This window comes from Halomonas chromatireducens (assembly GCF_001545155.1).
Classification (GTDB): domain Bacteria; phylum Pseudomonadota; class Gammaproteobacteria; order Pseudomonadales; family Halomonadaceae; genus Halomonas; species Halomonas chromatireducens.
This window is the reverse complement of sequence record NZ_CP014226.1, coordinates 3,694,017-3,720,780: the sequence shown is the minus strand read 5'-3', so window position 1 is coordinate 3,720,780 and position 26,764 is coordinate 3,694,017. Positions and strand designations below refer to the sequence as shown.

Here is a 26,764-nt window from a genome sequence, read left to right as displayed (position 1 = left end):
ATGCTCCTTGATGATGGGCTTCAGCCCGGGTCAAGCCAGGGCGACGCGACCGTCGAAGACGCGCTCGGCGGGGCCGGTCATGCGCAGCGAGGCCTCCTCGGCCGGCCACTCGATGCGCAGGTCGCCACCTCTGAGATGCACGGTGACCGGGCTTTCCAGCAGCCCCTGGCGGATGCCGCAGGCCACCGCCGCGCAGGCGCCGGTGCCACAGGCCAGCGTCTCCCCGCTGCCGCGCTCATGAACCCTGAGGCGGATCTCGTGGGGCGACACGACCTCCATGAAGCCTACATTGACCCGGCGTGGAAAGCGCGGGTGATGTTCGATGGCGGGCCCGAGGCGCTCGACGGGCGCCCGCTCGACGTCGTCGACCCGCAGTACCACATGGGGGTTGCCCATGGAGACCGCACCCACCTCGACGCGTTCACCGTCCACCTCCAGCTCATGGCGCAGCAGGTCCTCGTTGGCCTCGAAGGGCAGCGCCTGGGGGGCGAAGCGCGGGACGCCCATGTCCACCGTCACCTGGCCGTCGTCCTCGACCAGCAGGGTCAGGGGGCCGCCGGCGGTCTCCACATGGATCTCGTGCTTGTGGGTCAGGCGCTGATCGCGCACGAACCGCGCGAAGCAGCGCGCTCCGTTGCCACAGTTCTCCACTTCACTGCCGTCGGCATTGAAGATGCGGTAGCGGAAGTCCATGTCCGGGTCCCGCGGCGGCTCGACGATCAGCAGCTGGTCGAAGCCGATGCCGAAACGGCGATCGGCCAACTGTCGAACCTGCTCGTCCCGCAGCCGGGCGCGCTGGGTGACCAGGTCGATGACCATGAAGTCGTTGCCGAGGCCATGCATCTTGGTGAAGTGGAGCAGCATCAGCGTGTCTCCCCGGCGGCGTCGTCGGGCAGCAGAGACTCGCCGGCCCACAGGTCCTCGATCGACTCGCGTTGGCGCACCACATGGTAGGTGTCGCCATCCACCATGACTTCGGCCGGGCGCGGGCGGCTGTTGTAGTTGGAAGCCATGGTGAAGCCGTAGGCGCCGGCCGAGCGTACCGCCAGCAGGTCGCCGGGGGCGATGGCGAGTTCGCGATCCTTGCCCAGGAAGTCGCTGGTCTCGCAGACCGGGCCCACCACATCGTAGAGCGCGCTGTCCCTGGGATGACGCGCATCCACCGGAATGATCGCCTGCCACGCCTGGTAGAGGGACGGGCGAATCAGGTCGTTCATGCCGGCATCGATGATGGCGAAGTTCTTGGTCTCACCGTGCTTGAGGTACTCCACCTGGGTCAGCAGTACGCCGGCGTTGGCGGCAATGGAACGGCCCGGCTCGAACAGCAGGGTCAGGTTCGCACCATGGGGCCACTGTCCCAGGCGTTCCAGCAGCGAGGCCGCATAGTCGAAGGGCTGGGGTGGGCGCTCGTCACGGTAGGGCACGCCCAGGCCGCCGCCCAGGTCCAGGTGCTCCACCGTGATGCCGCGCTCGCGGAGGCGCTCCAGCAGCAGCAGCAGGCGGTCAAGGGCATCGAGGAAGGGAGCGAGCTCGGTGAGCTGCGAGCCGATATGGCAGTCCAGGCCAACGATCTCGATGCCGGGCAGGGTGCTGGCCAGTTCATAGACCGCGAGCGCCTCGTCCACCGGAATGCCGAACTTGTTGCCCTTCAGGCCGGTGGAGATATAGGGGTGGGTGCCGGCGTCGACGTCCGGGTTGACCCGCAGCGACACCGGAGCCACCTTGCCCAGCCGTTGGGCCACGGCGCTGAGGCGCTCGAGCTCCGGCCGCGACTCCACGTTGAAGCACTTGATGCCCACTTCCAGCGCCCGGGTCATCTCGGCTGCCTGCTTGGCTACGCCGGAGAAGACCACCTTCCCCGGGTCGCCGCCGGCCGCCAGCACACGCTCCAGCTCGCCCACGGAGACGATATCGAAGCCGGCGCCGAGACGGGCCAGCAGGCCCAGCACCGCCAGATTGGAGTTGGCCTTCACCGCATAGCAGATCAGGTGGGGGTGGCTGCCCAGCGCCTCGGTATAGGCGCGGAAGTGTCGCGCCAGGGTCGCCTTGGAGTAGACGTAGCAGGGGGTGCCGACCTCATCGGCCACCCGCGATAGCGGGACTTCCTCACCGTATAGCACGCCGTCGCGGTATTCGAAGTGGTCCATTTTCAGCTCTCGTCTTCGGAGTCGGCCGCATCGGAAGCGGCCGGGTTGCCGTAGCGCTCGGCGGCCTGCTCGTCATCCGGCAGGTAGAGCGGCCCCGTCTGGCCGCAGCCGGCCAGTAGCAGTACGGCCAGGATCAGGGGGGCCAGGGCGAGTCGATGGCTCATGCCCGGTCGCTCCGGAGCCCATGGGAGGCGAGTGCGGCCAGGGCGTCGCGGGCCCGCTGGGCGGCGGCCCTCACCTGGTCCGGGGCGGTGCCGCCGATATGGTTGCGTGCCGCCACCGAGCCCTCCAGGGTCAGCACCTTGAAGACGTCCTCGTCGATGGTGTCGGAGAACTGACGCAGCTCCTCGAGGGTCATCTCGGACAGATCCCGCCCTTCACGCAGGCCGAAGGCCACCGATTGGCCGACGATCTCGTGGGCGTCGCGGAAGGCCACACCGCGGCGCACCAGGTAGTCGGCCAGGTCCGTGGCGGTGGAGAACCCGCGGCGGGCGGCCTCATACATGCTCGCCTTGCGCGGCGTGATGGCCGGCGCCATGTCGGCGAAGGCCTTGAGGCAGTCGCGCACCGTGTCGAGAGTATCGAACAGCGGCTCCTTGTCCTCCTGGTTGTCCTTGTTATAGGCCAGGGGCTGCGACTTCATCAGCGTCAGCAGGCCGATCAGGTGGCCATAGACGCGACCGGTCTTGCCGCGAACCAGCTCGGGTACGTCGGGGTTCTTCTTCTGCGGCATGATCGAGCTGCCGGTGCAGAAGCGGTCGGGCAGGTCGATGAAGTCGAACTGGGCGCTGGTCCACAGCACCAGCTCCTCGCTCATGCGCGACAGGTGCATCAGCAGGATGCTGGCGAAGGCGGTGAATTCGATGGCGAAGTCGCGATCGCTCACGGCGTCCAGCGAGTTCTCGGCGGGGCGCTCGAAGCCCAGCAGCTCGGCGGTGACATGGCGGTCGATGGGATAGGTGGTGCCGGCCAGCGCCGCGGCGCCCAGCGGCAGCACATTGACACGCTTGCGGCAGTCGAGCAGGCGCTCGTGGTCCCGTGCCAGCATCTCCTGCCAGGCCAGCAGGTGGTGGCCGAAGGTCACCGGCTGGGCGGTCTGCAGGTGGGTGAAGCCGGGCATGATGGTGTCGGCCTCGCGGTCGGCCAGCGTGATCAGCCCTTCGCGCAGCCGGATCAGCTCGGCTTCCACCACATCGATCTCGTCGCGCAGGAAGAGGCGGATGTCGGTGGCCACCTGGTCGTTGCGCGAGCGGCCGGTATGGAGCTTCTTGCCGGTGATGCCGATCTTGTCGGTGAGCCGCGCCTCGATGTTCATGTGTACGTCTTCCAGCGCGACCGACCACTGGAACTCGCCGCGCTCGATCTCGCCACGGATCTCGGTGAGGCCCGCGACGATGGCGTCGCGCTCGTCGTCGGTCAATACGCCGACACGGGCCAGCATGGTGGCATGGGCCACGGAGCCCTGGATGTCCTGCAGGGCAAGGCGCTGATCGAACGTGACCGAGGCAGTGAAGCGCTCGACAAAGGCATCGGTTGGCTCGCTGAAACGGCCGCCCCAGGACTGGTTGGTGCCGGGGGATGTGGAACTAGGACTCATCGGCGTGGGCATCCTGCTTGGTGCGTGCTATGTATTCACGGAGGGGCTGCGCGCAGCGGCCCCGGATCATGGTTTCGCAGTGTACCAGAGTCGGCGTAAGTGGCGAGGGGCGCCCACCGGCGGGGCTGTGCGACATGGCGGCAGGTTTTCCTGCCCCGCCAGGTGCTTTATGATGAGAGGCAGATACTATCATTGGCCGCGACTGTCTGCGGCGCCAACAGCAGAACAAGGCCCGCTCGGGCCCGCTGCATGGGGAGAACTACGTGCGATCCATCAATACGCTGCGCATTGCGACCCGCAAGAGCCAACTGGCCATGTGGCAGGCCGAACACATTCGCGACCTGCTCATGGCCCAGCATCCCGGGTTGGAGGTGGAGCTGGTGGCCATGTCGACCCGTGGCGACAAGATTCTCGACACGCCGCTGGCGAAGATCGGCGGCAAGGGGCTTTTCGTCAAGGAACTGGAGGAGGCGTTGCTCGACGGTCGGGCCGATATCGCCGTGCATTCGATGAAGGACGTGCCCATGCACTTCCCGGAAGGGCTCGGCCTGTCGGTGATCCTGGCCGGGGCCGAGCCTACCGACGCCTTCGTTTCCAACCACTACGCCTCGCTGGACGAGCTGCCCCAAGGGGCCAGGCTCGGTACGGCCAGTCTGCGCCGCGGCCTGCAGATGCGCGAGGCGCGTCCCGATCTGGAGATTCTCAATCTGCGTGGCAACGTCCAGACCCGCCTGGGCAAGCTCGATGCCGGCGAGTTCGATGCGATCCTGCTGGCAACTTCCGGGCTCAAGCGCCTGGGCCTCGAGGCGCGCATCGCCCAGGAGCTGCCGCCGGAGGGGTGTCTCCCCGCCTGCGGCCAGGGCGCGCTGGGTATCGAGTGCCGCATCCACGACCCTGAACTGGTCAGCCTGCTGGCGCCGCTGGACGACCCCATCACCGCCACCCGGGTGCGGGCCGAGCGCGCCATGAACACGCGCCTGGAGGGGGGCTGCCAGGTGCCGATCGGCGGCTACGCCGCCTTCGAGAACGACGGTGAGACACTGTGGCTGCGTGCGCTGGTGGGCAACCCGGAGGGCACCGAGGTGCTGCGTGCCGAAGGCCGCGGCTCCATCCATGAACCCGAAGCACTGGGCATCCGGGTGGCCGAGGAGCTGCTGGAGCGGGGTGCAGGCGAGATACTGGCTCAGGTATACGGCGGCTGATGCCCGCGGTGCGGCCGGTCTTGATCTGCCGCCCGGGATCGCGCTCCCGGGCCCTGGCCTCGGCCATCGAGGCTGCCGGCCTGCCGGTGGCCAACCTTGATGTAATGGTGCTGGAACCCGTACCGGAGACTCCGGCGTTGCGCAGTATCTGGCTCGACTTCGACCACTTCCACAAGGTGGTGGTGGTGAGCCCCTTTGCCGCCGACTGCCTCTACGAGGCGCTCGACCGCTACTGGCCCGCGCTTCCCCTGGGAACCGCCTGGTATGCGGTGGGTGCGGCTACGGCCCAGACCCTGCACGACAGGCTTGGGGTACGGGTGCATGTGCCGCCGGTGCAGGCCGGCGAGGACACCAGCGAAGCGCTGCTGCAGCTGGCATCGCTGCGTGACCTCAAGGAACAGCGCATCCTGCTGGTGGCAGGCGAGGGAGGCCGTACCCTGCTGGCCGATACCCTCACGGCCCGAGGCGCCCGGGTGACCCGCCTCTCTCTCTATCGGCGCCATCTTCGGTCCCCCGTTCCCGCCATGCAGGCCAGGCTCGCCAAGGGTGATTTCCGTGCGCTGGTGGTCAGTAGCGGAGAATTGCTGGAACATCTGGCAAGATGGTGTACCGAGGCCACGTTGAACCAACCGCTAATCGTCTCCAGTCGCCGTTTAGCTACACTGGCCGACAACTTGGGGTTTTGTACTCGGGTGGTGGCGTCGGGTGCCACGCCGGCTGCCTTGGCCGCTGCTGTGGTCGAGACCTGCGACCCGGAGCGTGCCGATGTCGATCACGACGATCTCGAAAAGGGCTAGCGACAGATGAGCAAGCAGACTAACGAGCAGGACGAACAGAAGTCGCCTTCCGGTGAGGCTCAGGACGGCAGTCGCCGTGAGGCCGGTGCCACCGGCAAGTCCGGTGGTGCCGTGGACAAAAACCGCTCGAAGAAGCGCGGCAAATCGTCGCAGCCGGAGGCGGGCGGCGACAAGCCGGCCACCGCACCACCGGATCGTTCGGCATCGGCATCGGCATCGGCACCGGCTTCGACAGGTGAAGCGGCCGCGCCGTCTCCCGAGACCCCGCCGGCCAAGCCGGCAGTTAGCGAGGATGGCAAGGCCACGCCCGCTGCCGCCAGCGACAAGCCCGCCCCCGGCGGGAGTGCCACTGGCACCGACAAGCCCAGGCCTGACGCAAAACCGTCCGGTGCCAAGCCGGACGGCAAGGGAGAAGACAAGGCCTCGGCCGGCAAGACGAGTGACAAGCCAGCCGGTGCCAGGCCCGCGTCGGCCTCTACCGGAGCCGGCCAGGTGCCGCCGGGCGCCAGCAACACGACGGGCGGCCGCAACGGTGGCGGCAAGGGCACCCTGGCCCTGGTGTTGGTGCTGTTCCTCGGTATCGGTGCGGGCCTGTTCGCCTGGAAAGCCTGGGAGCGCATGGACAGCCAGCAGCAGCGCCTGGCAGAGCTCGAGGAGCGGGCCGGAACCGCCGCCTCGGCCGACCAGTTCGCTGAGCTGGAGAGCCGCGTCGAAAGTCGTCTGGAGGCCTCCGAGAGCGAGAGCGCCGACGCCGTCGAGTCGATACGCAGCGAGTTTGCCAGCTATCGCAGTGAGGTCGACTCGGCACTGGACCATGTCCTCGACGAGCTCTCCCGCGAGCAGGAGCCCGACGAGCGCGAGTGGCTGCATGCCGAAGCTGCCTACCTGCTGCGCCTGGCCAATCAGCGCCTGCAACTGGAGCGCGACGTGGAAGGTGCTGCCGCCCTGCTGCGCACCGCCGATGATCGCCTGAACGAAGCCGACAATCCGGCGCTGCTCTCCATTCGTCGCGCCATTGCCTCGGAGCTGTCGGTACTGGAAAGCGTTCCTCAGGTTGACCGCACCGGGCTCTATATGGCGTTGAACGCCCAGCAGGAGCGCCTGGCAGAGCTGCCGCTCTCCCGCGAGCTTGAGGAAATCCCCGCCCGTTCCGGCATGCAGGAGGCTCCCGCCGGTGGCTGGCAGGAGCAGCTGTCTCGCTTCGGCCAGGAGCTCAAGGACCTGGTGGTGATTCGTCATCATGACGAGGCGCTGGAGACCCTGGTCACGCCCGAGCAGGAATCCTACCTGCGCCAGAGCGCACGCCTGATACTGGAGCAGGCTCAACTGGCCCTGCTGCAGGAAGAGCAGGCACTCTATGAGGCCAGCATCGACAAGGCGTTGGCTCTGCTCGATGCCTACTACGACACCGAGCGCAGCGAAGTCCAGGCCGTCATCGAGCGTCTCGAAACGCTCAAGGGCGAGACCATTCGCCCCGAATTGCCAGACATCAGCGGCTCCCAGCAGGCGCTGGCCCAGTTCATCGAGCGTCGATTCGGTTCGCGTGGCGAGCGGGGAGATGACGCATGAGAAAACTGCTCCTGATCGTACTCCTGGGGCTGGCGCTGGGGGCACTGTTCGGCCAGCTGATGGTCTCGGTGCCCGGCTACTGGCTGGTGCGGGGCGGCGACACCCCCTACCCGACCTCCTTCTGGTTCGGCCTGATACTGCTGCTGGCGCTCTTCCTGGTGCTGCACTTCGTGCTGCGGTTGCTGATGCGCATGAGCCATCCGGTCAGCCGGCTGAAGGTGTGGAACAGCCGGACCCGTCATCGCAACGCCATGAAGCGGACCGTGCAAGGCCTGGTGGCCCTGGCCGAAGGGCGCTGGAAGCGGGCCGAGAAGTCGCTGGTGAAGGCCGCCGACGACTCCGGCACACCGCTGGTCAACTACCTGTCGGCCGCGCTCGCGGCCCACTACCAGGGCCGTTATGAGCAGGCGGATACGCTGCTGAAGCGGGCCCATCTCAGCACCGACGGGGCCGACACCGCGGTCGGCTTGATGCAGGTGCAGCTGATGCTGGACCGCCAGCAGTACGAAGAAGCGCTGGCGATCCTGACCCGGCTGGATCGACAGCTGCCCAACCATCCGCAGGTGCTCAAGCAGCTTAAGCAGGCCTACCTGAGCGTCAGCGACTGGGAGGGGCTGCGTCGCCTGATGCCCCGGCTCGCTTCGCGGCAGCTGATCTCGCCCCAGGAGCGTCAGCAGCTGGAACTGCGTGCCTACAAAGAACTGCTGATTCACGAAGCTCGCGACCCGGGCAACGTGGAGCGGGTACGCAGCCTGTGGGCCGACATGCCGGACCCGCTGCGCAACAACGTCGAGCTGGTGGTGCTCTATACCGAGGCGCTGGTGCGTGGCAACGAGGAAGGCATCGCCGAGCGCCTGCTGCGCCACTCGCTCAAGGAGCACTGGGACAGCCGCCTGGTGCTGCGCTACGGGCTGCTCAACGTGGACCCGGCGCGTCAGCTGGTGCATGCCGAGAAGTGGCTGCAGGAGCGCCCCAACGACCCGGACCTGCTCCTCACCCTGGGCCGTCTTGCGCTGCGCAATGCCTACTGGGGCAAGGCGCAGGAGTATTTCGAGACGAGCCAGCGGCAGCGCCCCAGTGGCGTGGTCTGCGCGGAGCTGGCGCGGCTCTTCGCCAACCTGGGCGAACACAACAAGAGCCAGCTCTACTATCGCCAGAGCGTCGAGCTGCTCGACAAGTCCCTGCCGTCGCTGCCGCAGCCGGCCGAGCCGCCGCCTCAGGACGAAGCCGGCAAGGGAGGCAAGAAGAAGTAGCACCGTAATGGGCGCGATGACGTGGCACTGCGCCCTGCGGTATCGGCAGATACAGCATGCCGCTCGGCGCAAGAGGTCGTAAATGCCGCCGGTAATGGGAAGCCGACAGAGAAGGGGCGCATGGTCGCCCCTTTTGTGTGTCCATAACACCGCGGGGGCTGCCAATGGCAGCCCCCGCGGTGCGTTGGTGGACGCTATCAGTCCTTGTCGTCGTCGTAGTCGCCCTTGAAGGTCGGGTTGGGCTTCGAGCGGGGGTCGTCCTCGCCGGAACGACTGCTCTCGCCGGAGCTTGGCTGCCCGCCCGGACGACCGTTGATGTCGAAGGGCTGCTGCATGACGCGCAGGTTGGCCGGCGGTGCCTCGCCCTCCTTGCCCACGCCGAAGTAGAGCGTGGTGTGAGGGAAGGGGATCTCGATGCCCTTGCCGTCGAAGTGCAGCTTGACCAGCCGGTTGAAGGCGCGGCCGGTGCTCCACTGGGTGCCCGGTGTGGTCTTGATCCGCACGCGGATATTCACCGAGCTGTCGCCGAGGCCGGTTACCCCGGCCACTTCCAGCGGTGCCAGGATATTCATCTTGTGCGCCTCGTCGGCCGCCAGTTCATCGAAGGCCTCGCGCAGGGCGACGATGGCGTCGTCGATGCTCTCGCGATAGGCGATGCCGTACTCGCCCACGTGGTAGCCGAACTCGCGCATGTAGTTGGAGACGGTGTCGACGCTGGAGAAGGGCACGATATGGTAGGTGCCCGAGATATCGCGGATACCCACGGAGCGGATGCTGAGCCGCTCGGCGGTGCCGGTGATGCCGCCCACCGTTACCACATCGCCGGTATTCATGGCGTTCTCCACCTGAATGAAGATCCCGGTGATGATGTCCTGCACCAGCTTCTGGGCGCCGAAGCCGATGGCCAGGCCGAGTACACCGGCACCGGCGATCAGCGGCCCGATATTGATGCCGATCTCGGCCAGCACGATCATCATCGTCATGGTGATCAGGGCGATCGCCAGGGCATTGCGGAACAGCGAGAGCAGGGTCTTGGCCCGCGCCGTGGGCTCGCCGGTGCCGGTTTCCGGGTTCAGCTTGTGCTCGATCAGGCTGGCCAGGCCCAGCCAGGCGGCAATGGCGACGACCAGGATCGTTGCCACGCTCGCAAGCGTGCCCACCAGGCCGCGCCCCGGCTCGGAGGCATACCAGGCCATGAGATCGAAGGCGCCCCAGGCGTGGAGCACGAGCAGGATCACCACGATCAGAATGACGGTGCGAATGACGCGCAGGGCGTTGGGCACATAGCTGTTGAGGCGTGGCTCCAGCAACGGCAGCTTGCGGCGCAGGTCGTCGGAGAGGCGAATGCGACGCCCGATGGTCTGGGACAGCAGGCTCGACAGCAGCATGCCGACCACCACGATGGCCAGTGTCTTGAGCGTCGCCAAGAGTACGAAGGGCAGCGCATCCGCCGGCCGGGTCAGGGTCAGCACCAGCACCATCAGGAAGTAGGCCAGGGCGAACAGGTGCCAGGTGCGGGCAAACAGCGTCAGGGAGACCCGGGTTGCCGTCAGGTCGCTGCGCCCTGCCAGCTCGTCGAGGTTATTTCGAATCCGCCCCCGGTTCTTGAGTACCACCGCGATGGCGTAGAAGAAGGCACCGAAGATGATCAGGGCGCCGATGCCCTGTCCCAGGGTCGGGGCGAGATAGACGTTGGCCAGCGGCACCACCACCATCAGGCCATAGCCCACCAGGCCGATGAGCCGAGCGATCCAGCGATTCCAGTAGGAGGCTTCCGAAGCCGAGATGGGCAGCAGGCGAAGCCCCTCGTAGCGTGACGAGAACAGCATCCGCACGGCGGCCTTCAGCAGTTCGATGATCAGAAAGGCGTTGAGGAACAGCGATGCGCGAGTTGAGAGCTCGCCGGCCTCGCCGATGGCGAAGGTGGCGATGAGGTTACCGCCCATGTAGGCCAGCACCACGATCATCACGTCCACCAGCGCGGCCAGGGCCACGCAGAGCACCAGGCGCACGACTGGCGTTAGGCTATTGGCCTGCAAGGACCAGCCGCTGATGCGGGTGAACAGCGGTCTGGCAAGGTGGCGGAAGGCGATGAAGAGGAGGAAGGTGGCCAGTATCACCAGGCCCAGGTTGATTGCCGCCGAAGTGAAGGCTGCCGTATCAAAGGCGGTGGCGGTGGTTTCACCGGTGAATAGCCCGGTGACAATATTCACCAGGTTGCGCAGCTCCCCGCTGATATCACTGACAACGCGGCTGGTCATCTCCGCCAGCTGCCGTGGTGCCGACACCTGTTCCGGCTGCTGGCCCTCCTGCACGGCTTCGGCACTAGCCAGGGCGCCCTCATCGATCGCCTGGCGGCGCAGGTGGTCGATGAGCTGCTGTCGGGATGACTCATCCTCCAGCAGGTCGGCCAGCGTCGCGTAGGCGGGGCCGTTGGTAGCTTCGATTGGCTGGGCCAGGACAGGTGTCGCCGCCAGGCTGGCCAGCAACAACCAGCCAAGCAGCCAGGGAATGAAACGTGTCGGTATCACGCAGTGACCTCCATCTCGGGCGTGTAGGCGGGGAGCGTTTACCCCAGTGCGGCTCATGATACGGTTTTTGTCACCATGGGACGAACGGGGATGGATTGATCGGTTTTTTCGATGCAGTAATTGTACACTCTGCACAGGTTGTGTCATATTGCTCCTGTGCCTATCCCTTGGCATGAATCCCTGCACTAAGCTCGATCCTCTTGCCACTCGTCCTGCGAGTGGCTTTTCTTTGTGTGTTCGTAACGACTTCGCTAGCATCGGTTGGCATCATAGGGTCCGCTGGGGATACAGCAGGATGAGCATCGGATGGGCCGCGATAGTTCTGGTGGGGGTAGGAGGTGCTGTGGGGGGCATGGCCCGCCTGGCGGCTTCCCGGCTCCTGGCCCGCTGGCTGGGCACCGGTTTTCCCTGGGGGACGCTGGCGGTCAACCTCAGCGGAGCGCTGCTGGCCGGCTGGATCGCCGGTCGCCTGGGTGTGCCTCAGGGTCTTGACCTCTCCTCGGCATGGCTGGGCCTGATGATCGGTGTGCTGGGCGGCTATACCACGGTCTCCTCCCTCAGCCTGCAGACGCTTGCGCTGTGGCAAAGCGGCCGTGTGTCAGCGGCGCTGTCCAATATCGGCACTACCTGCCTGGCGGGGCTGGCGCTGGCCTGGCTGGGCTGGTGGCTGGCAGGAGGGGGGCTGTGAACGGCTGGCGCGACTATGCCGCGGTGGGGTTGGGCAGCGCCCTGGGCAGCGTGCTGCGCTATCTGGTGTCGATTGCCTCGCTGGCGGCACTGGGTCCGGCCTTCCCCTGGGGCACCCTGGTGGTAAACCTCTTGGGTTCCTGGCTGATCGCCGCCTTCTCCGCCTATGCGGCCTGCCGCCAGGGAGGGCGCGTGGCACGCTGGCAGCCCTTCCTGGTGGCCGGCTTCTGCGGCGGTTTCACGACATTTTCGCTGTTCAGCCTCGAGACGCTCTATCTGGTCGAAAGCGGCCTGCCCTGGCTGGCGCTGCTCTACGTAATGGCCAGTGTGCCGCTATGGCTTGCCGCCGCCTGGCTGGGCGATCGCATGGTCCGGGCGCGGCTGGCGCCCGGTCGTCCCGGATAGATTCAGCTCTCCTTCTTGCGTGCCTTTTTCTCACTCCTTGCCGGCGCCGCGGCGGCCGGGGGCGCGGCATGGAAATGCTCGCGCACCAGGGCCAGCAGCCCCTGGGTCGAGGCATCGAAGTCCTGGGTCTGGGTGTCCAGGCGCTCGCTGATCTCGCCGGCGATACGCTTGCCCAGCTCCACCCCCCACTGGTCGAAGGAGTTGATGTTCCAGATCACCCCCTGGACGAAGACCTTGTGCTCGTAGAGCGCGATCAGTGCGCCGAGGTTCTTGGGTGTCAGCTCGTCAAGCAGCAGCACGCTGGAGGGGCGATTGCCGGGGCAGCTGTAGGGGTCGAGCCGACCGCCGGTCTGGCTTCCCTCCATGAAGGCGTTGGCCTGGGCCAGCATGTTGGTGAGCAGCGCGAAGTGGTGCTCCTCGACGCCGGGCTCCGGCTTGAGTGAGGCGATAAAGTCGATGGGCACGTAGCGGGTACCCTGGTGCAGCAGCTGGAAGAAGGCGTGCTGGCCGTTGGAGCCGGTCTGCCCCCAGACGATGGGGCCGGTCTTGTAGTCCACCGGGTGGCCGAAGATATCCACCGACTTGCCGTTGGACTCCATGTCCAACTGCTGCAGGAAGGCGGGCAGCTGATGCAGCGCCTGGTCGTAGGGCACGATGGCCTGGGTCTCGGCGCCGTGGAAGTTGAGGTTCCAGATGCCGACCAGTGCCATCAGCACCGGCATGTTCCGGTCGAAGGGGGCGGAGAGGAAGTGCTGGTCCATCTCGTAGGCGCCTTCGAGCATCTCCATGAAGCCGTCGAAGCCCACGGAAAGGGCGATCGGCAGGCCGATGGAGGACCACATGGAGTAGCGTCCACCCACCCAGGCCCAGAACTCGAAGACGTTCTCTTCGCGCACGCCGAATGCCATGGCGGCCTTCTTGTTGGTCGAGGCGGCGACGAAGTGCGCCCCCACATCGGCCTCTTCGCCGGCCTGTTCCACGAACCAGCGGCGTGCCGTCTTGGCGTTGAGCAGCGTCTCCTGGGTGGAGAAGGTCTTGGTCGAGACGATGAACAGCGTGGTGGCCGGGTCGAGACGGGAGAGCACCTTCTGGATATGGGCGCCGTCGACGTTGGAAACGAAGTGGAAGCCGAGCTCCGGGTGGCGGTGCTTGAGCAGTGCCCGGCTGGCCATGTTGGGCCCCAGGTCCGACCCGCCGATACCGATGTTGACCACGTCCTTGATGCGCTTGCCGCTGTAGCCCTTCCACTCGCCGTTGCGTACGGCGTCGGCGAACTGGCGCAGCTGCTCCCAGGAACGGCGGATCTCCGGCATCACGTCCTTGCCGTCGACCATCACCGGGCTATCGCCCAGGTTGCGCAGGGCGGCGTGAAGTACCGGGCGGTCTTCGGTGACATTGATGATGTCGCCGGAAAACATCTGGGCGCGCCGCTGGACCAGCGCCGAATGGTCGGCGAGCTCGAGCAGCTTGGCCAGCACCGCATCGGAGATCTGGTGCTTGGAATAGTCGAGAAACAGGCCACCGACCCGCAGGCTCATCTTCTCGAAGCGCTGGGGGGCGGCGGTGAAATAATCCTTGATGCGGTCATTGGCGGTTTCCTGCTGCAGCCGTTTCAGGGCCTGCCAGGTGACGCTACGGGTAAGCTGGAACATGCGGTTTCCTCAGGCGCGATAGTCGGGCGAGGCTGGCGAGGGCCGCCTGTCAGCCCTGTGAATTGCGTGATACCACCCATGCCTGGGCATCGGGAATGGTCATCTCGTAGGGTTCTGACAGCCAGGGGGAGCTGACCAGGAAGTCGGCGCTGGCGGCGTTGCAGGCTACGGGTATATTCCACAGGGCGGCGAGTCGCAGCAGCGCCTTGACGTCGGGGTCGTGGGGCTGGGGTGCGAATGGATCCCAGAAGAAGATCAGCAGGTCGAGGCGCTGTTCGGTGATGCGAGCGCCGATCTGCTGGTCGCCGCCCAGTGGCCCGCTCATCAGGCCTTCCACCGTCAGGCCCAGCTGCGCCGAGATGCGTCCGGCAGTGGTTCCGGTACCGACCAGTTGGTGGTCGGCGAGGGTCTGCTGCCAGCGTGAGGCCCACGACAGCAGCTCTTCCTTCTTGCCGTCATGGGCGATCAGCGCGATGCGCTTGCGGGCCGGGAGGGTACGCTGCACGGTGCGCGTAGGGCGCGGATCGGTCATGGTCTTCCCACCTCGAGTATCTTCAGCGTGTTGGTGCCGCCATGGGCGTTCATGTGATCGCCCCGGGTCAGAATGACATCTTCCCCCGGCTTGGCAATGCCCTGCTCGACCAGCAGCGCCAGCGCTCGCTCATTGAGTTCGGTGGGCGCCATCTCGCTGGTGTCGAAGGGCAGCGAGACCACGCCGCGGTAGAGCGCCATGCGCCGCTGGGCCACCGGGCTGTGGGCCAGGCCGACGATGGGCAGGCCCGNGCCAGCAGGGCCCGGGCATGCCCCATGTCCAGGTCGCCGCGTTCGAGCAGGGTCTGCACTTCCGGATCCAGCGTCAACAGACGCAGCAGGTTGGCCACCTGGGCACGGGAACGACCAACGGCATCCGCGACCTGCATGCTGTCGGCGCTGGTCTGGGTTGCCTGGTCTATCTCGCCGATGGCCTGGCTGATCTGCTCGATACCTTGGCTCTGCTCTGCGGCGGCGGCACTGATTTCCTGCATCAACCCGTTGACGCGGTGGCTGGCTGCCTTGATCGCCGTCATGGTATCTTCCGCTTCTCCGGCATGTGACCGGCCCGCCTCGATTTCTTTTCGCGCCGTGTTGATCAAGTCTTGCACACGATGAGCAGCGCCTGCTGATTCACTGGCCAGCTTGCGGACTTCTTGCGCGACAACGGCAAAGCCTCGCCCATGTTCCCCGGCACGGGCGGCTTCCACCGAGGCGTTGAGGGCCAGGATATTGGTCTGAAAAGCGATGCTGTCGATGGTGCCGACGATACTGGCCATGTTATCGGCCTGGCGAGTGATCTCCTGCATCGACGTTGCCAGTCTCTGCATCACCTCGGCGGCTTGGTCAGCCGTTGTTACGCTGCCGAAAGTCACCTCACCGGCTTGATGGGCATGCTCCGCACTCTGGCTTACCGTGGCGGTGATCTGCTCGGCGCTGGCGGCGGTTTCCTGTACCGCCGATGCCTGTTGCTCGAGCCGGCTGGCCATGGCGTCGTTGTTTCGCACAAGGTCCGTGACCGCAGGCTCGACCACGCCGATGCGGCGTTCCAGGTCGCCGATCAGTGCTCCCAGGGACTGGCGCATGAAGGCCAGCGAGCCGAGCATGCGGCCCAGCTCATCATGGCGCTGGACAGGCAGATCAGCCTTGAGGTTGCCGGCCGCGACCTGCAATGAAAAGTCGTGGGCCTGGTGGAGCAAGCGGCGCATCCTGGCGTTGCCTTTCCAGTTCAGCCAAGCCAGCAGAATGCCGCCGAGAACCCCTGAGGCGAGCACCCCTTCGTCAATTAGTGATGCCGAAGGTGTCATGGCGCTCCAGGCGGTCATACCCAGGGCGGCAGGCAGCACGGCGATGGCGAGGCTAGCGAACAAGCTTCGTGTGGAGAGGCTGCGCCAATCGATGCGCTTCACCGCATGCAGGGCACCGCGCCGATAAGGGCGTCCGTGCTTGACCGTGTAGCGTCCGCCGTTTTCACGGATGTCACGATAGACCGCTTCGGCATGAGTGGTTTCTGCGGCACTCGGCTTGACACGTATGGAGGCAAAACCCTTGAGTTCACCGTTTTCGCGGATGGGAACCACGTTGGCTCTGACCCAGTAGTGATCTCCGTTCTTGCGCCGGTTCTTGACCAGGCCGGACCAGAACTCTCCTGTCTGAAGATCATGCCACATGTCGGCGAAGACGCTGGGTGGCATGTCTGGATGACGCACCAGGTTGTGTGGGGCTCCATGCAATTCCTCGTAGTCATAACCGCTGACGTCGATGAAGCGCTGATTGGCATAAGTGATGATGCTGCGTGTATCGGTCTTGGAGATGAGGACATCATCGTCTTGAAGAAGATACTCCGACTGGGTTACCGGGCCGTTCTGTCGCATTCATGATCTCACAGTAAAGTTGTACATAAGCGCAACGATTTTACGTTATGTACAGCTTTTGTACCGCTAGTGATCATTTTTGTATAGCTATTTTCTGCTATGACGACGATAGCTTAAACAGCGTCAGCCACGCAGCATGGCCAGGTCCTCACGGGTCGGCAGCGCGGCATAGGCGCCGGGGCGGGTGACCGCATGGGCGCCACAGTGACAGGCAATCTTGACGGCTCGTTCGAGGAAGGCGTCATCCTGGTGCCAGTCACCTTCGATACCCCGCTCGGCCAGTTCCGCCAGCAGGCCGCCGATGAAGGCATCACCGCCGGCGGTGGTATCCACGGCCTGCACTTTGGGTGGCGTGATCCGGAAGTCTCTGCCAACGCCCAGTGTTCGCACCGGGCCCGCTCCATCGGTGATCACGATCAGCTTCACGCCGGTGGCAAGCCGCTCGGCCAGCCAGGCTTCCACCGGGTGGTCGCCACGCAGATAGTCGAGTTCATCGGTTGAGAGCTTGACCAGCCCGGCCTGGTCGAGCAGGCGGGTGGTCAGGGTGATGTCGGCGACACCGCTCTCCCAGAGGTTGTGCCGGAGGTTGGCGTCCACGCTGACCAGGCAGCCGGCACGATTGGCCATGTCGGCCATGGCCAGGGTGGTCTCGCCAATCTTGGATTCGGTCAGGCTGTTGGTACAGAAGTGCACGATGGCGGGGTGGGCGAAGATCCCTGCCGGCAGGTGTTCGAGCCGATACAGCAGATCGGCGGCCGGCGGCCGGTAGAAGTCGAAGGTGCGCTCGCCCGCCGCGTCGCGGGAGACGAAGGCCAGTGCCGTGCGCGCCTCGCGGGTACGTGCCGTGCCCGAGAGGTCGACACCGTGGGACGCAAGCTCCGTGGCGATGAAATCGCCAAAGTAGTCATCACCCAGCATGCCGAGAAAACGGCTCGGAACCCCCAGTCGGGCGCAGGCCACGGCTACGTTGGCCGGGGCGCCGCCGGCATAGGGTGTGAAGGTCTCGGGGCCCTCGGTGGCGTCGCCGAGGCGGCTGGAGAGCATGTCGACGAGGGCCTCGCCGAAGGCGATCACGGGGGTCATGAAGGTATCCTCGTTGGCTGTTGGAGCAAGCGAAAGCCTCAGGCCGTATCCGGCTTCGCCAGAGAGATTGTGGTTCCCAGCAGGTGCTGGGCACCGGGTACCAGCCACACCGGGTCCAGGCGGGTATTGGCCGATTCCACGCAGAGGAAGCGGCACGAGGCCCCGGCCGGCGTATCGTCGGGTGGCGCCTCGCCCGGATGCCAGACCACAGCGGAGTCGCTGCCCTGGCGGGCGACCCGCAGGCGCCGGTTGCCATCGTCGAGAGTCAGCTCGGCATTGGTGTGGTAGATGCGGTCGAGGCCGCCACGCACGGCGAGTTCGCCCTGCTGATCGCGCTCGGCGAAGCCGGACAGCTTGTCCAGATAGCGGGCCCCGGCCAGCCCCTCCAGGCGACAGGCGAAGCTGTCGGTCACGGCGAGGTAGGTATGCAGGGCGCCGCTCAGCTTGACCGGGGTCTCGCCGACATGCTCGGTGATCAACTCCACGTGCAGGCGGCGGGCGTTGGCCTGTATCACCGCACGGGGGGCCAATTGGGTATGCAGGGGCTCGGTGGGAGAGAGGTGCAGCTCGATGCCCTCTTCATGTTCATCCACTGCGTCCAGCCGCCAATCGGCCTTGCGCGCCGGGCCGTGGAAGGGCCCCGACCGGTCCGGTGTCTCGTCGGCGCCCCTGTCATCGGCAAACCAGGGCCAGCACAGCGGGATGCCGCCGCGAATGGCGCTGGGCAGCGGCTGCGGCGTCGGCGTCACCCACAGCCAGCCGCCGGGCACCAGCGCCTCTTCCTGCTCGACCGGGCCGGCAGCATCGGTGTCAGCTCGCGTGTCGTCGGACGCGCTGGCCGTGCGCGCGGCTTCGGCAGTGTGGGCGCGCGTGCGCGTGGCTTCGGACGCTCTAGAGAGCGGCGCCGGTAAATAGTGAAGTACCTGGGCGCCCTGCAGGCAGACGGCAAGTTCGCCCCAGCTTTCGCGAGCCAGCCACACGGGGCGGCCGGCCCATTCGCACTGACGCTGGCCATCGGTCTCGTCGAGCAGGACTCGCAGGCGTGACGGGATCATTCGCTCTCCTTGTTTCAGATCATTCCACTTCTTCGTTGTGCAGGGCCTCGGCGGCGCCCAGCAGGCCCGACCAGGGGGCGGTGACCACGTGAACCGGGATGGCGCGAGTGTAGTCGCTCATACGTCCCTTGGCGGTGAAGGCTTCCACGAAACGGCTCTGGGGCAGCCAGTCGAGCAGCCTCGGCAGAATACCGCCGCAGAGATAGACCCCGCCGCGAGCGCCCATGACCAGGGCCGCATCGCCACTGATGTCGCCGAGGATCTTCAGGAAACGCAGTAGCGTATCACGCGCGATGGCGTCTCCGTGCGAAGCGGCCTCGGTCACTTCGGCAGGCGTGGCGTGGCGTGGTGGCGCCCCCTTCAGCGAGCAGTGGGCCAGGTAGAGGTCGAGCAGCCCCTGGCCGCAGAGGATGCGTTCCACCGAGACCCGCCCATAGCGGTTGCGAAAGTGCCGCAGCAGGTTCTGCTCGCGTTCGTCGGTGGGAGCGAAGGTGAAGTGGCCGCCCTCGGTGGGCAGCGGTATCCAGGCGCGGCGTCCCGGGAAGATGCCGGCCACGCCCAGGCCGGTGCCGGGGCCGATCACCAGCTGGACGCTGTGCTCGCGGGCCTCTCCCGGCTGGACTTCGACCAGGTCCTCGGGCCCCAGGTGGGGCACGCCCAACGCCTGGGCGGTGAAGTCGTTGATCACCTTCAGTCGCGTCAGCCCGAGTGACGCCTGGGCCTCGCGCCGGGAAAAGGACCAGTGATTGTTGGTCATGCGGACCAGGTCGCCATCGATGGGGCAGGCGAAGGCGAGGCAGGCCTCTTCCGGTGCCTGGGTCCCGTTCTGCTCGACCTTCGCCAGGTAGTCGCGCACGGCTTCCACCACGCCGGGATAGTCGGCGCAGGGCAGGGTCTGAATGTCATAGGGCTCGAAGGCCCCCGGCGCCACCAGCGCGAAGCGCGCGTTGGTGCCACCGATGTCTCCGATCAGCGCCGGTCGAGTCATTGATCCTCCTGCTCGATCGTTTCGAGCTGCCGTGCCAGTACCTCCGCCTCGAAGCCGCCGAACACGCCGGCTCCCTCTTCGGCCTTGGCGGCCAGGTGGCGGAAACCGCCGAACAGCTCGCGGCCCATGCCGAAGTGGCTATGTTCCAGATTGATGTCGACGAAGGGGCGGCCGTTGAACTCGGCGGCATCGACCAGCACGCGCAGCTCGCCGCTGTCGGCATCCAGGCGCACCACGTCACCGTCGCGAAGCTTGGCCAGCGGGCCGCGATCGATCGCCTCGGGGGTCACATGGATGGCAGCCGGCACCTTGCCGGACGCGCCCGACATGCGGCCGTCGGTGACCAGTGCGACCCGATAGCCGCGATCCTGGAGCACGCCCAGGAAGGGGGTGAGCTTGTGTAGCTCCGGCATGCCGTTGGCCTTGGGGCCCTGGAAGCGAACCACCACCACCACGTCGCGGTCGAGCTCCCCCGACTCGAACGCCGCCTTCACCTGATTCTGGTCGTCGAACAGCTTGACCGGCGCCTCGATGACGCGGTGCTCCTGCTTGACCGCCGAGATCTTGATCACGCCGCGGCCGAGATTGCCGTCGAGCACCGTGAGGCCGCCGGTGGGGGAGAAGGGAGCTGCCACCGGACGCAGCACATCGCGGTCGTGGCTCTCCGTGGGGCCTTCGCGCCACACCAGCTTGCCCTCCTCGAGGAAGGGTTCCTGGGTATAGGCGTGCAGGTCGGTGCCGAACACCGTGGGAATGTCGCCATGAATGAGGCCGGCATCGAGCAGCTCGCGAATCAGCAGGCTCATCCCGCCGGCGGCCTGGAAGTGATTCACGTCGGCCTGGCCGTTGGGATAGATGCGGGTCATGCTGGGCACTACTGCCGAGAGCTCGGTGAAGTCGTCCCAGTCGATGGTGATGCCCGCCGCGCCGGCCATGGCCACCAGGTGCAGGGTGTGGTTGGTGGAGCCCCCCGAGGCGAGCAGTCCGACCATGGCATTGATGATGGCGCGTTCGTCGATCTGGCGGTAGAACGGGCGGTAGTCGCCGCTCTGCTCGGTGTTGCGAATCGCCTGCTCCGTGGCGTAGCGGGTCAGGGCGTCACGCAGCGGGGTGCCGGGGTTGACGAAGGAGGCGCCGGGCAGGTGCAGGCCCATCATCTCCATCATCAGCTGGTTGGAGTTGGCGGTGCCGTAGAAGGTACAGGTGCCGGGGCTGTGATAGGACTGGGACTCTGCCTCCAGCAACTCGTCACGACCCACCTTGCCCTCGGCATAGAGCTGCCTGATGCGCGCCTTCTCGTTATTGGGCAGGCCACTGGTCATGGGGCCACCGGGCACGAACACCGCCGGCAGGTGGCCGAAGCGGGCCGCGCCGATGAACAGGCCGGGTACGATCTTGTCGCAGATCCCCAGATAGAGCACGGCGTCGAACATGTTGTGGGAAAGCGCCACGGCGGTGGCCATGGCGATCACGTCGCGGGAGAAGAGCGACAGCTCCATGCCCGGCTGCCCCTGGGTCACGCCATCGCACATCGCCGGTACCCCGCCGGCAAACTGCGCCGTGGACCCCATCCCGCGTGCCGCCTCCTTGATGGCGGCGGGGTAGTCCTCGAAGGGCTGGTGGGCGGAAAGCATGTCGTTATAAGACGAAACGATGCCCAGGTTGGCGCTGTTCGTCAGCTTGAGCCGGTCCTTGTCGGTGTCGACATCGCAACCGGCGAAGCCGTGAGCCAGGTTGCCGCAGGAGAGCTCGCCACGATGTACGCCCTGGCTGTGCTGGGCCGCCATGTGGGCTTCGTAGAGCTTGCGCCGCTCCTGTGAACGCTTGCGAATGCGTTCGGTAACCTGGTGGACGGTTGAGTGAAGAGCTGCGGATGGGCGAGCCATGGGGTACCTCGCATCGTTGAGTGGTTTTTGCGGTAAGTTTACAAATTATCGCGCACTTTTTCCCGTCATGATACGTGCCTTTTGGCTGCTATGTAGTTTTATTACGTATTTTTGCTCAAAACCCCATCAGCCGGTAGAGCCAGTGCCGGTAGGGCGGGTTGAGCAGCCTCACGCTGCTGCGCCTGGCCTGAAGGAAGACGCTGCGCTGGTGGCTGAAGCGCAGGAAACCGGCCTCCCCCTGGTACCCGCCCATGCCGCTCCCGCCCACGCCGCCGAACGGCAGGTTGGGGACGGCGTTATGCCAGAGCGTATCGTTGAAGACGACGCCGCCGGAGTGGGATTCCTCGAGAATGCGTCTGCGCTGCTCGGGGTCGTTGGTAAAGGCGTAGAGCGCCAGGGGGCGAGGCCGTTCGTGAACGAAGCCTAGGGCGTGATCCAGGTCGCCGATGCCGATGATCGGCAGCCAGGGGCCGAAGATCTCCTCACGCATGATGGCCAACTCGCCATGCGGGTCGATCACCAGTGTCGGCGGCAGCTTGGCGCCCCGGCTGAGTTCGAGCGTCTCGCCCAGCGGGATCACCCTGCAGCCGTGATCCCGTGCTTCTTCCAGCATGGCGTCGAGTCGCTCGCGGTGCGACTCACCGACGATGGCGCTGTAGTCGTCGCCGGCCGGGCCGCTGGGGTGAAAGCGCTTCACCACTTGGGTCAGGGCCGCCACGAAGGCGGTGAGATGCGGCTCATGCACCAGCACATAGTCCGGGGCGAGGCGGGTCTGACCGGCATTCAACCACTTGCCGAAGGCGAGGCGCTCGGCCGCCTGCTCCAGGTCGGCATCGGCGCCGATGATGACCGGGGTCTTGCCGCCCAGCTCCAGCGTGACCGGGGTGAGGTTGGCGGCGGCGGCCAGGGCGACCTCCCGCCCGGCCCGGTCGTCGCCGGTGAACAGCAGGTGGTCGAAGGGCAGGGCGGCGAAGGCCCGACCCGTGCCTGCGTCGCCGGTGATGACCTTGAGTTCCTGTGGGGAGAAGTAGTGTTCGGCCAGCCGTGCCATCAGGGCACTGGTCGTCGGCGATCTTTCGCTGGGCTTGATCAGCACCCGGTTGCCGGCCGCCAGGGCATCCACCGCGGGCAGCAGGGCCAGGCTCCAGGGCGAGTGGCTGGGGGCGATGATGCCCACCGTGCCCAGAGGCTGTCGATGTACGCGCACGCGGGCCGGCCATAGCCGCCAGGGCACGGCCGCTCGGCTGGGCCGCATCCAGCGTTTGAGGTGTCGGCGAGCATGGCGCACGGCCTGAAGCACCCGGGCGATGTCCAGCAGCCGGGTCTCGGCCTCGGGGCGATAGCCGAAGTCCTGGCGAATCGCCTTGATGATGTCCTGACGATGCTCCCGGGTCATGTCGCCCAGTCGTCTCAGGCGGTCGCGGCGCACGGCGAGGGTCGGGTAGCGCTCGGCATCGAAGGCCTGGCGCTGCGCGTCGAGGTGCGCCGACAGCTGGCTGGCGTCGGCCATTCGCGTCTCCCTGTATGAGGGTGATGGAAGGAGCGGGTGGGTCTGGGCACAATGTAGGCGGTTTGCCGGTCGCTTGTCAGCCGGCGGTATCGGTCTTCACCGAAAAAGCAGGAGTCGCATGTCCGAGCTCGTCCTGAAAAAGCTCCCCGCCATCGAGGCAGTGACAGCCGATGCGTGGAATGCCCTGGTTGGCCACGACCATCCCTTCCTGCGCCATGAATTCCTCCATGCTCTGGAGGCCAGCGGCTCGGTGGGGGCCGCCACGGGCTGGGAGCCGCGCCACCTGACGCTGTGGCAGGGCGAGGCACTGGTCGGGGCCATGCCGCATTACCACAAGTATCACTCCTACGGCGAATATGTCTTCGACTGGAACTGGGCCGACGCCTGGGAGCGCGCCGGCGGACGCTACTACCCCAAGGGGCTGACGGCGATTCCCTTCACGCCGGCGCCGGGCCCGCGGCTGGCGCTGGCGGAAGGTGTCGACCCGCTGGCGGCTCGGAACCTGCTCGCCAGCGCCGGGAGGGCGGCTCGCTGTCGAGCTGGCACCTGCTGTTTGCCGAGCGGGAGGAGGTGGACGGCTGGCTGGCGGCCAGGCCGACGCTGGTGGTCCGCCACGGGGTCCAGTTCCAGTGGCAGGATCGGGGCTACGGCGACTTTGCCGGCTTTCTGGCGGCCATGACCTCGAAGCGGCGCAAGGCGATCCGCCGCGAGCGACGCCTGGTCGCGGAGCAGGGGCTGACCCTGCACCGCCTGGAGGGCGAGGCGATCGGCGCGGAGGACCTGGCGCACTTCTACCGCTGCTACGAGATCACCTATCTGGAGCGCGGCCGCCATGGCTATCTGAACCTCGACTTCTTTCAGCGGCTTCACCGTACGCTGCCCGAGGCGCTGGTGCTGGTTCAGGCGCGCCTGAAAGGCAGGCCGGTGGCTGCGGCGCTCTGCCTGCAGGGTAGCCGGACACTTTACGGACGCTACTGGGGCAGTGAGGTGGTGGCCGACTCGCTGCATTTCGAGGCCTGCTACTACCAGGGTATCGAGCACTGTCTGGCCCGGGGCCTGACCCGCTTCGACCCCGGCACACAGGGCGAGCACAAGCTGAGCCGCGGCTTCGCACCGCATCGGTTGCGCTCGCTGCACTATCTGGCCGATCCGGGGCTGCGTGCGGCCGTGGCGCGATTCTGTGACGAGGAGCAGCGCCATGTAGCGGCCTACAGTCGGATCGCTGAGCAGGCACTACCGTTCAGGGCGTGAGCCGGCGGGACGAAGGTGGCATAATGGCGACCGTTTCGAATCAGTGAGGAAGGACCCCGATGCTCAGGTGGCTCGCCATCGCCCTGCTAGTGATGCTGGCGCTGCTGCAATACCGGCTGTGGTTCGGCGACAGCGGGGTGCAGGAGTTGCGCGAGATCCGCGAGCGGGTCGCCGCGCTGGATGCCGACAACAAGCCGTTGCGCGATCGCAATGCGCGTCTCGGCGCCGAAGTGGTCGACCTCAAGACCGGGCTGGACGCCATCGAGGAGCGGGCCCGCAGCGATATCGGCATGGTGCGTACCGACGAGCACTTCTACTGGGTTCCGGGCGTGGTGATCGAGGGCAGCCTGTTGGAGGCGAACGCCGGCCTGGTTCGCCAGCCCTCCTCCGCTTCCGGAGGCGCTGCCGATGAGTGAAGCGCTCTGGCTGGTGGTGCCTGCCGCGGGGCGGGGGCGGCGGATGGGCGCCCAGTGGCCCAAGCAGTACCTGACCCTGGCGGGCAAGCCGGTGATGGCTCATACCCTGTCGCGCCTGCACCAGGCCTTTCCCACGGCGCGGCTGTGCCTCTGCCTCGACTCGGACGATGCCCTGTTCGACCCGGCCTGGGTACCCTTCGCCGACTGGCAGCGGGTTGATGGCGGAGCCGAGCGGGCCGACTCCGTGGCCCACGCCCTGGCAGCGCTGGCCGGTAGGGCGGGCGACAACGAAATGGTTCTGGTGCATGACGTGGCCAGGCCCTGTGTCTCCGTCGATGACCTGGTGCGACTCTACGAAGAACTGCGTCACGATACCGTAGGGGGACTGCTTGCCGCCCCGGTAGCCGACACCATGAAGCGTGACGATGGCGCAGGACGGGTGGCTGCCACCGAGTTGCGACAGGGGCTGTGGCATGCCATGACCCCTCAGGGCTTTCGCTACGGACTGCTGTGCCGGGCCCTGGCGACGGCCCGGCGGCAGGGGCTGGCCGTGACCGACGAGGCTTCCGCCGTGGAGGCCCTGGGTCTGGCGCCACGCCTGGTGGCCGGTCGGCGGGACAATCTCAAGATCACCCATCCGGAAGACCTGGGGCTGGCCGCACGGATTCTTTCGGCCCAGCATGCCGAGGGTTCGGTAAACGCTACGGCGTCTTGCAGGGAGAAGCGCTAGATGGTCAGAATCGGTCATGGATTCGATGTGCATCGCTTTGGCGAAGGCGATCACCTGATGATTGGTGGCACCGCCATTCCCTTTGGACAGGGCTTCGTCGCCCACTCCGATGGCGACGTGCTGCTGCATGCCGTCTGCGATGCCCTGCTTGGCGCCTGCGCCCTGGGTGATATCGGCCGCCACTTTCCCGATACCGATGAGGCCTGGGCGGGCGCCGACAGCCGTGCCCTGTTGCGACACGTGCATGGCCTGGTCTCTGCTGCCGGCTACCGGGTCGGCAACGTGGATGCCACGGTCATCGCCCAGGCGCCCAGGCTGGCGCCGCACATCGCCGCCATGGTGGCCTGTATTGCCGCCGACCTTGCCCTCGAGCCGGGCTCGGTCAACGTCAAGGCCACCACCTCAGAGCGGCTGGGCTTCACGGGGCGTGGCGAGGGCATCGCCGCTGAGGCGGTGGTGCTATTGCTGACCCGTGATGACCAGGCAGCGACAGCGGGAGCCTCACGATGACCCCGACCGGGACGGCCGATCCCTGGCCGCGGGTGCTGGATGCCGAATTTGGCCCGCCGCCGGCCGGCGACTATCGCGCCACCCCGGAGGATTTCGTGGTCGAGGAAATCCTCGACTTCGCCCCGGAGGGACAGGGTGAGCACCTCTGGCTCTGGGTAGAGAAGCGGGGGCTTACCACCCTGGAGGTGGTGCGCCATCTGGCTCGCGCCTGCGAGGTGACGCAGCGCGCCGTGGGCTATTCCGGCATGAAGGATCGCATCGCCGTGACCCGGCAGTGGCTGTCGGTGCATCTGCCGGGCCGCGAGGGCCCCGGTGACCTGGCCGAGCGCCTGGCGAGCCACGGCGTGCAGGTGCTGGAGCAGGTGCGCCATCCCCGCAAGCTCAAGCGTGGCGTTCACCGCGGAAACCGCTTCTCGCTGGTTATCACCGGGGAGGCGGTGCAGGCGCCCGGGCTGGAGGCGCGCTGGGAGTGGCTGTGCCGCCATGGCGTGCCCAACGGCTTTGGCCCGCAGCGTTTCGGCCCCGACGGCCGTAACCTGGTACGGGCGCAGTCAGTACTGGCCCGCGGCTGGCGCAAGCGGGACGATCGGGAGGGCATGATGCTCTCCACTGCGCGCAGCTATCTGTTCAACGAGCTGCTGGCCATGCGCCAGGGGGATGGCAACTGGGACCGGTTGCTGCCGGGGGAGGTGGCGATGCTCGATGGTACTGCCAGCCAGTTCGTTGTCGACACCGTCGATGCTGAGCTGGCCGAGCGAGCCGCCCGACTCGACCTGCACCCAAGCGGGGTGCTCTGGGGCGTCGGCTCGTCGGCCACGGCGGGCAGCGCGGCGGGGTACGAGCAGCGCCTGCGCGAGCGCCATGGGCCGCTCTGCGATGGTCTGGAGAGAGCCGGGGTGAAGCTGGCCCGACGGCCCCTGCGCATGCGCCTGGGAGAGCCCCGCCTGGGTCGCGAACCGGCGTGCCTGCGGTTCGATTTCATCCTGCCCCGTGGCAGTTTTGCCACGGCGGTGCTGCGCGAGCTGATCGAGCACCCGACATTGGGTGCGACACCGGCGTTGACCTGAACGGAAACTGAACCCTCTGGGGG

The 26,764-nt window shown here is 66.6% G+C and carries 21 protein-coding genes and 6 pseudogenes; 11 read left to right on the top strand and 16 right to left on the bottom strand.

The window, feature by feature from the left end; genetic code table 11:
• Positions 1-30 precede the first annotated feature (30 nt).
• The 4 genes and pseudogenes from dapF to argH all read right to left on the bottom strand — a co-directional run bounded on the left by dapF (position 31) and on the right by argH (position 3,744).
• Positions 31-864 (bottom strand): diaminopimelate epimerase, encoded by an 834-nt coding sequence (gene dapF, locus LOKO_RS17205; protein WP_066451921.1) that lies wholly within the window; start codon positions 862-864, stop codon positions 31-33.
• Positions 864-2,147, bottom strand: a complete 1,284-nt coding sequence (lysA, locus tag LOKO_RS17200; RefSeq protein ID WP_066451920.1) for a diaminopimelate decarboxylase — start codon at positions 2,145-2,147, stop codon at positions 864-866. Before lysA ends, dapF begins: the two co-directional genes overlap by 1 nt.
• 47 nt (positions 2,148-2,194) lie before the next feature.
• Positions 2,195-2,311, bottom strand: a pseudogene (lptM, locus tag LOKO_RS19030) (LPS translocon maturation chaperone LptM); the annotation flags it as partial.
• Positions 2,308-3,744 (bottom strand): argininosuccinate lyase, encoded by a 1,437-nt coding sequence (gene argH / locus LOKO_RS17195; protein ID WP_066451919.1) that lies wholly within the window; start codon positions 3,742-3,744, stop codon positions 2,308-2,310. The gene argH and the pseudogene lptM, both read right to left, overlap by 4 nt.
• Before the next feature lie 263 nt (positions 3,745-4,007).
• Here argH and hemC point away from each other — a divergent pair, with 263 nt between their 5' ends.
• Genes hemC through LOKO_RS17175 form a run of 4 tightly spaced genes read left to right on the top strand, consistent with a single transcriptional unit; the run spans position 4,008 to position 8,565 of the window.
• On the top strand, positions 4,008-4,946 hold the full coding sequence (gene hemC, locus LOKO_RS17190) for a hydroxymethylbilane synthase (protein ID WP_066451918.1): 939 nt from the start codon (positions 4,008-4,010) through the stop codon (positions 4,944-4,946).
• The gene (locus LOKO_RS17185) at positions 4,946-5,743 is read left to right on the top strand and encodes a uroporphyrinogen-III synthase (RefSeq protein ID WP_066451917.1); all 798 of its coding nucleotides are present in this window, start codon (positions 4,946-4,948) and stop codon (positions 5,741-5,743) included. Before hemC ends, LOKO_RS17185 begins: the two co-directional genes overlap by 1 nt.
• A gap of 6 nt (positions 5,744-5,749) precedes the next feature.
• The gene (locus LOKO_RS17180; protein WP_066451916.1) at positions 5,750-7,312 is read left to right on the top strand and encodes a uroporphyrinogen-III C-methyltransferase; all 1,563 of its coding nucleotides are present in this window, start codon (positions 5,750-5,752) and stop codon (positions 7,310-7,312) included.
• Positions 7,309-8,565, top strand: coding sequence for a heme biosynthesis protein HemY (locus tag LOKO_RS17175; protein WP_066451915.1), 1,257 nt, complete (start codon positions 7,309-7,311; stop codon positions 8,563-8,565). Before LOKO_RS17180 ends, LOKO_RS17175 begins: the two co-directional genes overlap by 4 nt.
• A gap of 197 nt (positions 8,566-8,762) precedes the next feature.
• Here the strand turns inward: LOKO_RS17175 and LOKO_RS17170 are convergent, their stop codons facing one another.
• Entirely contained in the window at positions 8,763-11,096 is a 2,334-nt protein-coding gene (locus tag LOKO_RS17170; RefSeq protein ID WP_066451914.1) for a mechanosensitive ion channel domain-containing protein, read from the bottom strand.
• A 295-nt stretch (positions 11,097-11,391) separates the two neighbouring features.
• Here LOKO_RS17170 and LOKO_RS17165 point away from each other — a divergent pair, with 295 nt between their 5' ends.
• Positions 11,392-11,784, top strand: a complete 393-nt coding sequence (locus tag LOKO_RS17165) for a fluoride efflux transporter FluC (protein ID WP_066451913.1) — start codon at positions 11,392-11,394, stop codon at positions 11,782-11,784.
• Positions 11,781-12,188: a fluoride efflux transporter FluC gene (locus LOKO_RS17160; protein WP_066451912.1), complete on the top strand. Its 408-nt coding sequence runs from the start codon at positions 11,781-11,783 to the stop codon at positions 12,186-12,188. Before LOKO_RS17165 ends, LOKO_RS17160 begins: the two co-directional genes overlap by 4 nt.
• 2 nt (positions 12,189-12,190) lie before the next feature.
• On the opposite strand, the gene pgi is transcribed toward LOKO_RS17160, so the two are convergent.
• From pgi to LOKO_RS17120, 11 genes and pseudogenes are all read right to left on the bottom strand, one after another.
• Positions 12,191-13,840: a glucose-6-phosphate isomerase gene (pgi, locus tag LOKO_RS17155; RefSeq protein ID WP_066451911.1), complete on the bottom strand. Its 1,650-nt coding sequence runs from the start codon at positions 13,838-13,840 to the stop codon at positions 12,191-12,193.
• 49 nt (positions 13,841-13,889) lie between these two features.
• The gene (locus tag LOKO_RS17150; RefSeq protein WP_066451910.1) at positions 13,890-14,372 is read right to left on the bottom strand and encodes a methylglyoxal synthase; all 483 of its coding nucleotides are present in this window, start codon (positions 14,370-14,372) and stop codon (positions 13,890-13,892) included.
• Positions 14,369-14,620, bottom strand: a pseudogene (locus tag LOKO_RS20335) (pyruvate kinase alpha/beta domain-containing protein); the annotation flags it as partial. The gene LOKO_RS17150 and the pseudogene LOKO_RS20335, both read right to left, overlap by 4 nt.
• 14 nt (positions 14,621-14,634) lie before the next feature.
• Positions 14,635-14,772: pseudogene (locus LOKO_RS20765) on the bottom strand (hypothetical protein); the annotation flags it as partial.
• 69 nt (positions 14,773-14,841) lie between these two features.
• Positions 14,842-15,171: pseudogene (locus LOKO_RS20760) on the bottom strand (methyl-accepting chemotaxis protein); the annotation flags it as partial.
• A 282-nt stretch (positions 15,172-15,453) separates the two neighbouring features.
• A pseudogene (locus tag LOKO_RS20755) lies at positions 15,454-16,245 on the bottom strand (PAS domain-containing protein); the annotation flags it as partial.
• Between the two features lie 123 nt (positions 16,246-16,368).
• A complete protein-coding gene (locus LOKO_RS17140) occupies positions 16,369-17,328 on the bottom strand; it encodes a carbohydrate kinase family protein (RefSeq protein ID WP_066451908.1) in 960 nt (319 codons plus the stop codon).
• A 38-nt stretch (positions 17,329-17,366) separates the two neighbouring features.
• A complete protein-coding gene (locus LOKO_RS17135) occupies positions 17,367-18,383 on the bottom strand; it encodes an aldose epimerase family protein (protein ID WP_066451907.1) in 1,017 nt (338 codons plus the stop codon).
• 19 nt (positions 18,384-18,402) lie between these two features.
• Positions 18,403-19,371: a glucokinase gene (glk, locus tag LOKO_RS17130; RefSeq protein ID WP_066451906.1), complete on the bottom strand. Its 969-nt coding sequence runs from the start codon at positions 19,369-19,371 to the stop codon at positions 18,403-18,405.
• Complete coding sequence (edd, locus tag LOKO_RS17125) at positions 19,368-21,257, bottom strand: phosphogluconate dehydratase (RefSeq protein WP_066451905.1); 1,890 nt, start codon at positions 21,255-21,257, stop codon at positions 19,368-19,370. The genes glk and edd overlap by 4 nt, the downstream gene beginning before the upstream one ends.
• 115 nt (positions 21,258-21,372) lie before the next feature.
• Positions 21,373-22,767 carry an aldehyde dehydrogenase family protein gene (locus LOKO_RS17120; protein WP_066451904.1) on the bottom strand — a complete coding sequence of 465 codons (1,395 nt, stop codon included), beginning with the start codon at positions 22,765-22,767 and terminating at the stop codon, positions 21,373-21,375.
• A 118-nt stretch (positions 22,768-22,885) separates the two neighbouring features.
• On the opposite strand from LOKO_RS17120, the pseudogene LOKO_RS17115 reads away from it, so the two are divergent.
• The 5 genes and pseudogenes from LOKO_RS17115 to truD all read left to right on the top strand — a co-directional run bounded on the left by LOKO_RS17115 (position 22,886) and on the right by truD (position 26,741).
• Positions 22,886-24,018, top strand: a pseudogene (locus tag LOKO_RS17115) (GNAT family N-acetyltransferase).
• A gap of 59 nt (positions 24,019-24,077) precedes the next feature.
• On the top strand, positions 24,078-24,434 hold the full coding sequence (gene ftsB / locus LOKO_RS17110) for a cell division protein FtsB (protein ID WP_066451903.1): 357 nt from the start codon (positions 24,078-24,080) through the stop codon (positions 24,432-24,434).
• Positions 24,427-25,164 (top strand): 2-C-methyl-D-erythritol 4-phosphate cytidylyltransferase, encoded by a 738-nt coding sequence (gene ispD / locus LOKO_RS17105; protein ID WP_066451902.1) that lies wholly within the window; start codon positions 24,427-24,429, stop codon positions 25,162-25,164. The genes ftsB and ispD overlap by 8 nt, the downstream gene beginning before the upstream one ends.
• Positions 25,165-25,674: a 2-C-methyl-D-erythritol 2,4-cyclodiphosphate synthase gene (gene ispF / locus LOKO_RS17100; RefSeq protein ID WP_066451901.1), complete on the top strand. Its 510-nt coding sequence runs from the start codon at positions 25,165-25,167 to the stop codon at positions 25,672-25,674.
• Positions 25,671-26,741 (top strand): tRNA pseudouridine(13) synthase TruD, encoded by a 1,071-nt coding sequence (gene truD, locus LOKO_RS17095; protein WP_066451900.1) that lies wholly within the window; start codon positions 25,671-25,673, stop codon positions 26,739-26,741. The genes ispF and truD overlap by 4 nt, the downstream gene beginning before the upstream one ends.
• Positions 26,742-26,764 lie beyond the last annotated feature (23 nt).

Coding starts and splice junctions, on each gene's coding strand:
- dapF (WP_066451921.1), bottom strand. CDS start 864: ATGCTGCTCCACTTCACCAAGATGCATGGCCTCGGCAACGACTTCATG.
- lysA (WP_066451920.1), bottom strand. CDS start 2,147: ATGGACCACTTCGAATACCGCGACGGCGTGCTATACGGTGAGGAAGTC.
- argH (WP_066451919.1), bottom strand. CDS start 3,744: ATGAGTCCTAGTTCCACATCCCCCGGCACCAACCAGTCCTGGGGCGGC.
- LOKO_RS17185 (WP_066451917.1), top strand. CDS start 4,946: ATGCCCGCGGTGCGGCCGGTCTTGATCTGCCGCCCGGGATCGCGCTCC.
- LOKO_RS17180 (WP_066451916.1), top strand. CDS start 5,750: ATGAGCAAGCAGACTAACGAGCAGGACGAACAGAAGTCGCCTTCCGGT.
- LOKO_RS17175 (WP_066451915.1), top strand. CDS start 7,309: ATGAGAAAACTGCTCCTGATCGTACTCCTGGGGCTGGCGCTGGGGGCA.
- LOKO_RS17165 (WP_066451913.1), top strand. CDS start 11,392: ATGAGCATCGGATGGGCCGCGATAGTTCTGGTGGGGGTAGGAGGTGCT.
- pgi (WP_066451911.1), bottom strand. CDS start 13,840: ATGTTCCAGCTTACCCGTAGCGTCACCTGGCAGGCCCTGAAACGGCTG.
- LOKO_RS17150 (WP_066451910.1), bottom strand. CDS start 14,372: ATGACCGATCCGCGCCCTACGCGCACCGTGCAGCGTACCCTCCCGGCC.
- LOKO_RS17140 (WP_066451908.1), bottom strand. CDS start 17,328: ATGACCCCCGTGATCGCCTTCGGCGAGGCCCTCGTCGACATGCTCTCC.
- LOKO_RS17135 (WP_066451907.1), bottom strand. CDS start 18,383: ATGATCCCGTCACGCCTGCGAGTCCTGCTCGACGAGACCGATGGCCAG.
- glk (WP_066451906.1), bottom strand. CDS start 19,371: ATGACTCGACCGGCGCTGATCGGAGACATCGGTGGCACCAACGCGCGC.
- edd (WP_066451905.1), bottom strand. CDS start 21,257: ATGGCTCGCCCATCCGCAGCTCTTCACTCAACCGTCCACCAGGTTACC.
- LOKO_RS17120 (WP_066451904.1), bottom strand. CDS start 22,767: ATGGCCGACGCCAGCCAGCTGTCGGCGCACCTCGACGCGCAGCGCCAG.
- ftsB (WP_066451903.1), top strand. CDS start 24,078: ATGCTCAGGTGGCTCGCCATCGCCCTGCTAGTGATGCTGGCGCTGCTG.
- ispD (WP_066451902.1), top strand. CDS start 24,427: ATGAGTGAAGCGCTCTGGCTGGTGGTGCCTGCCGCGGGGCGGGGGCGG.
- ispF (WP_066451901.1), top strand. CDS start 25,165: ATGGTCAGAATCGGTCATGGATTCGATGTGCATCGCTTTGGCGAAGGC.
- truD (WP_066451900.1), top strand. CDS start 25,671: ATGACCCCGACCGGGACGGCCGATCCCTGGCCGCGGGTGCTGGATGCC.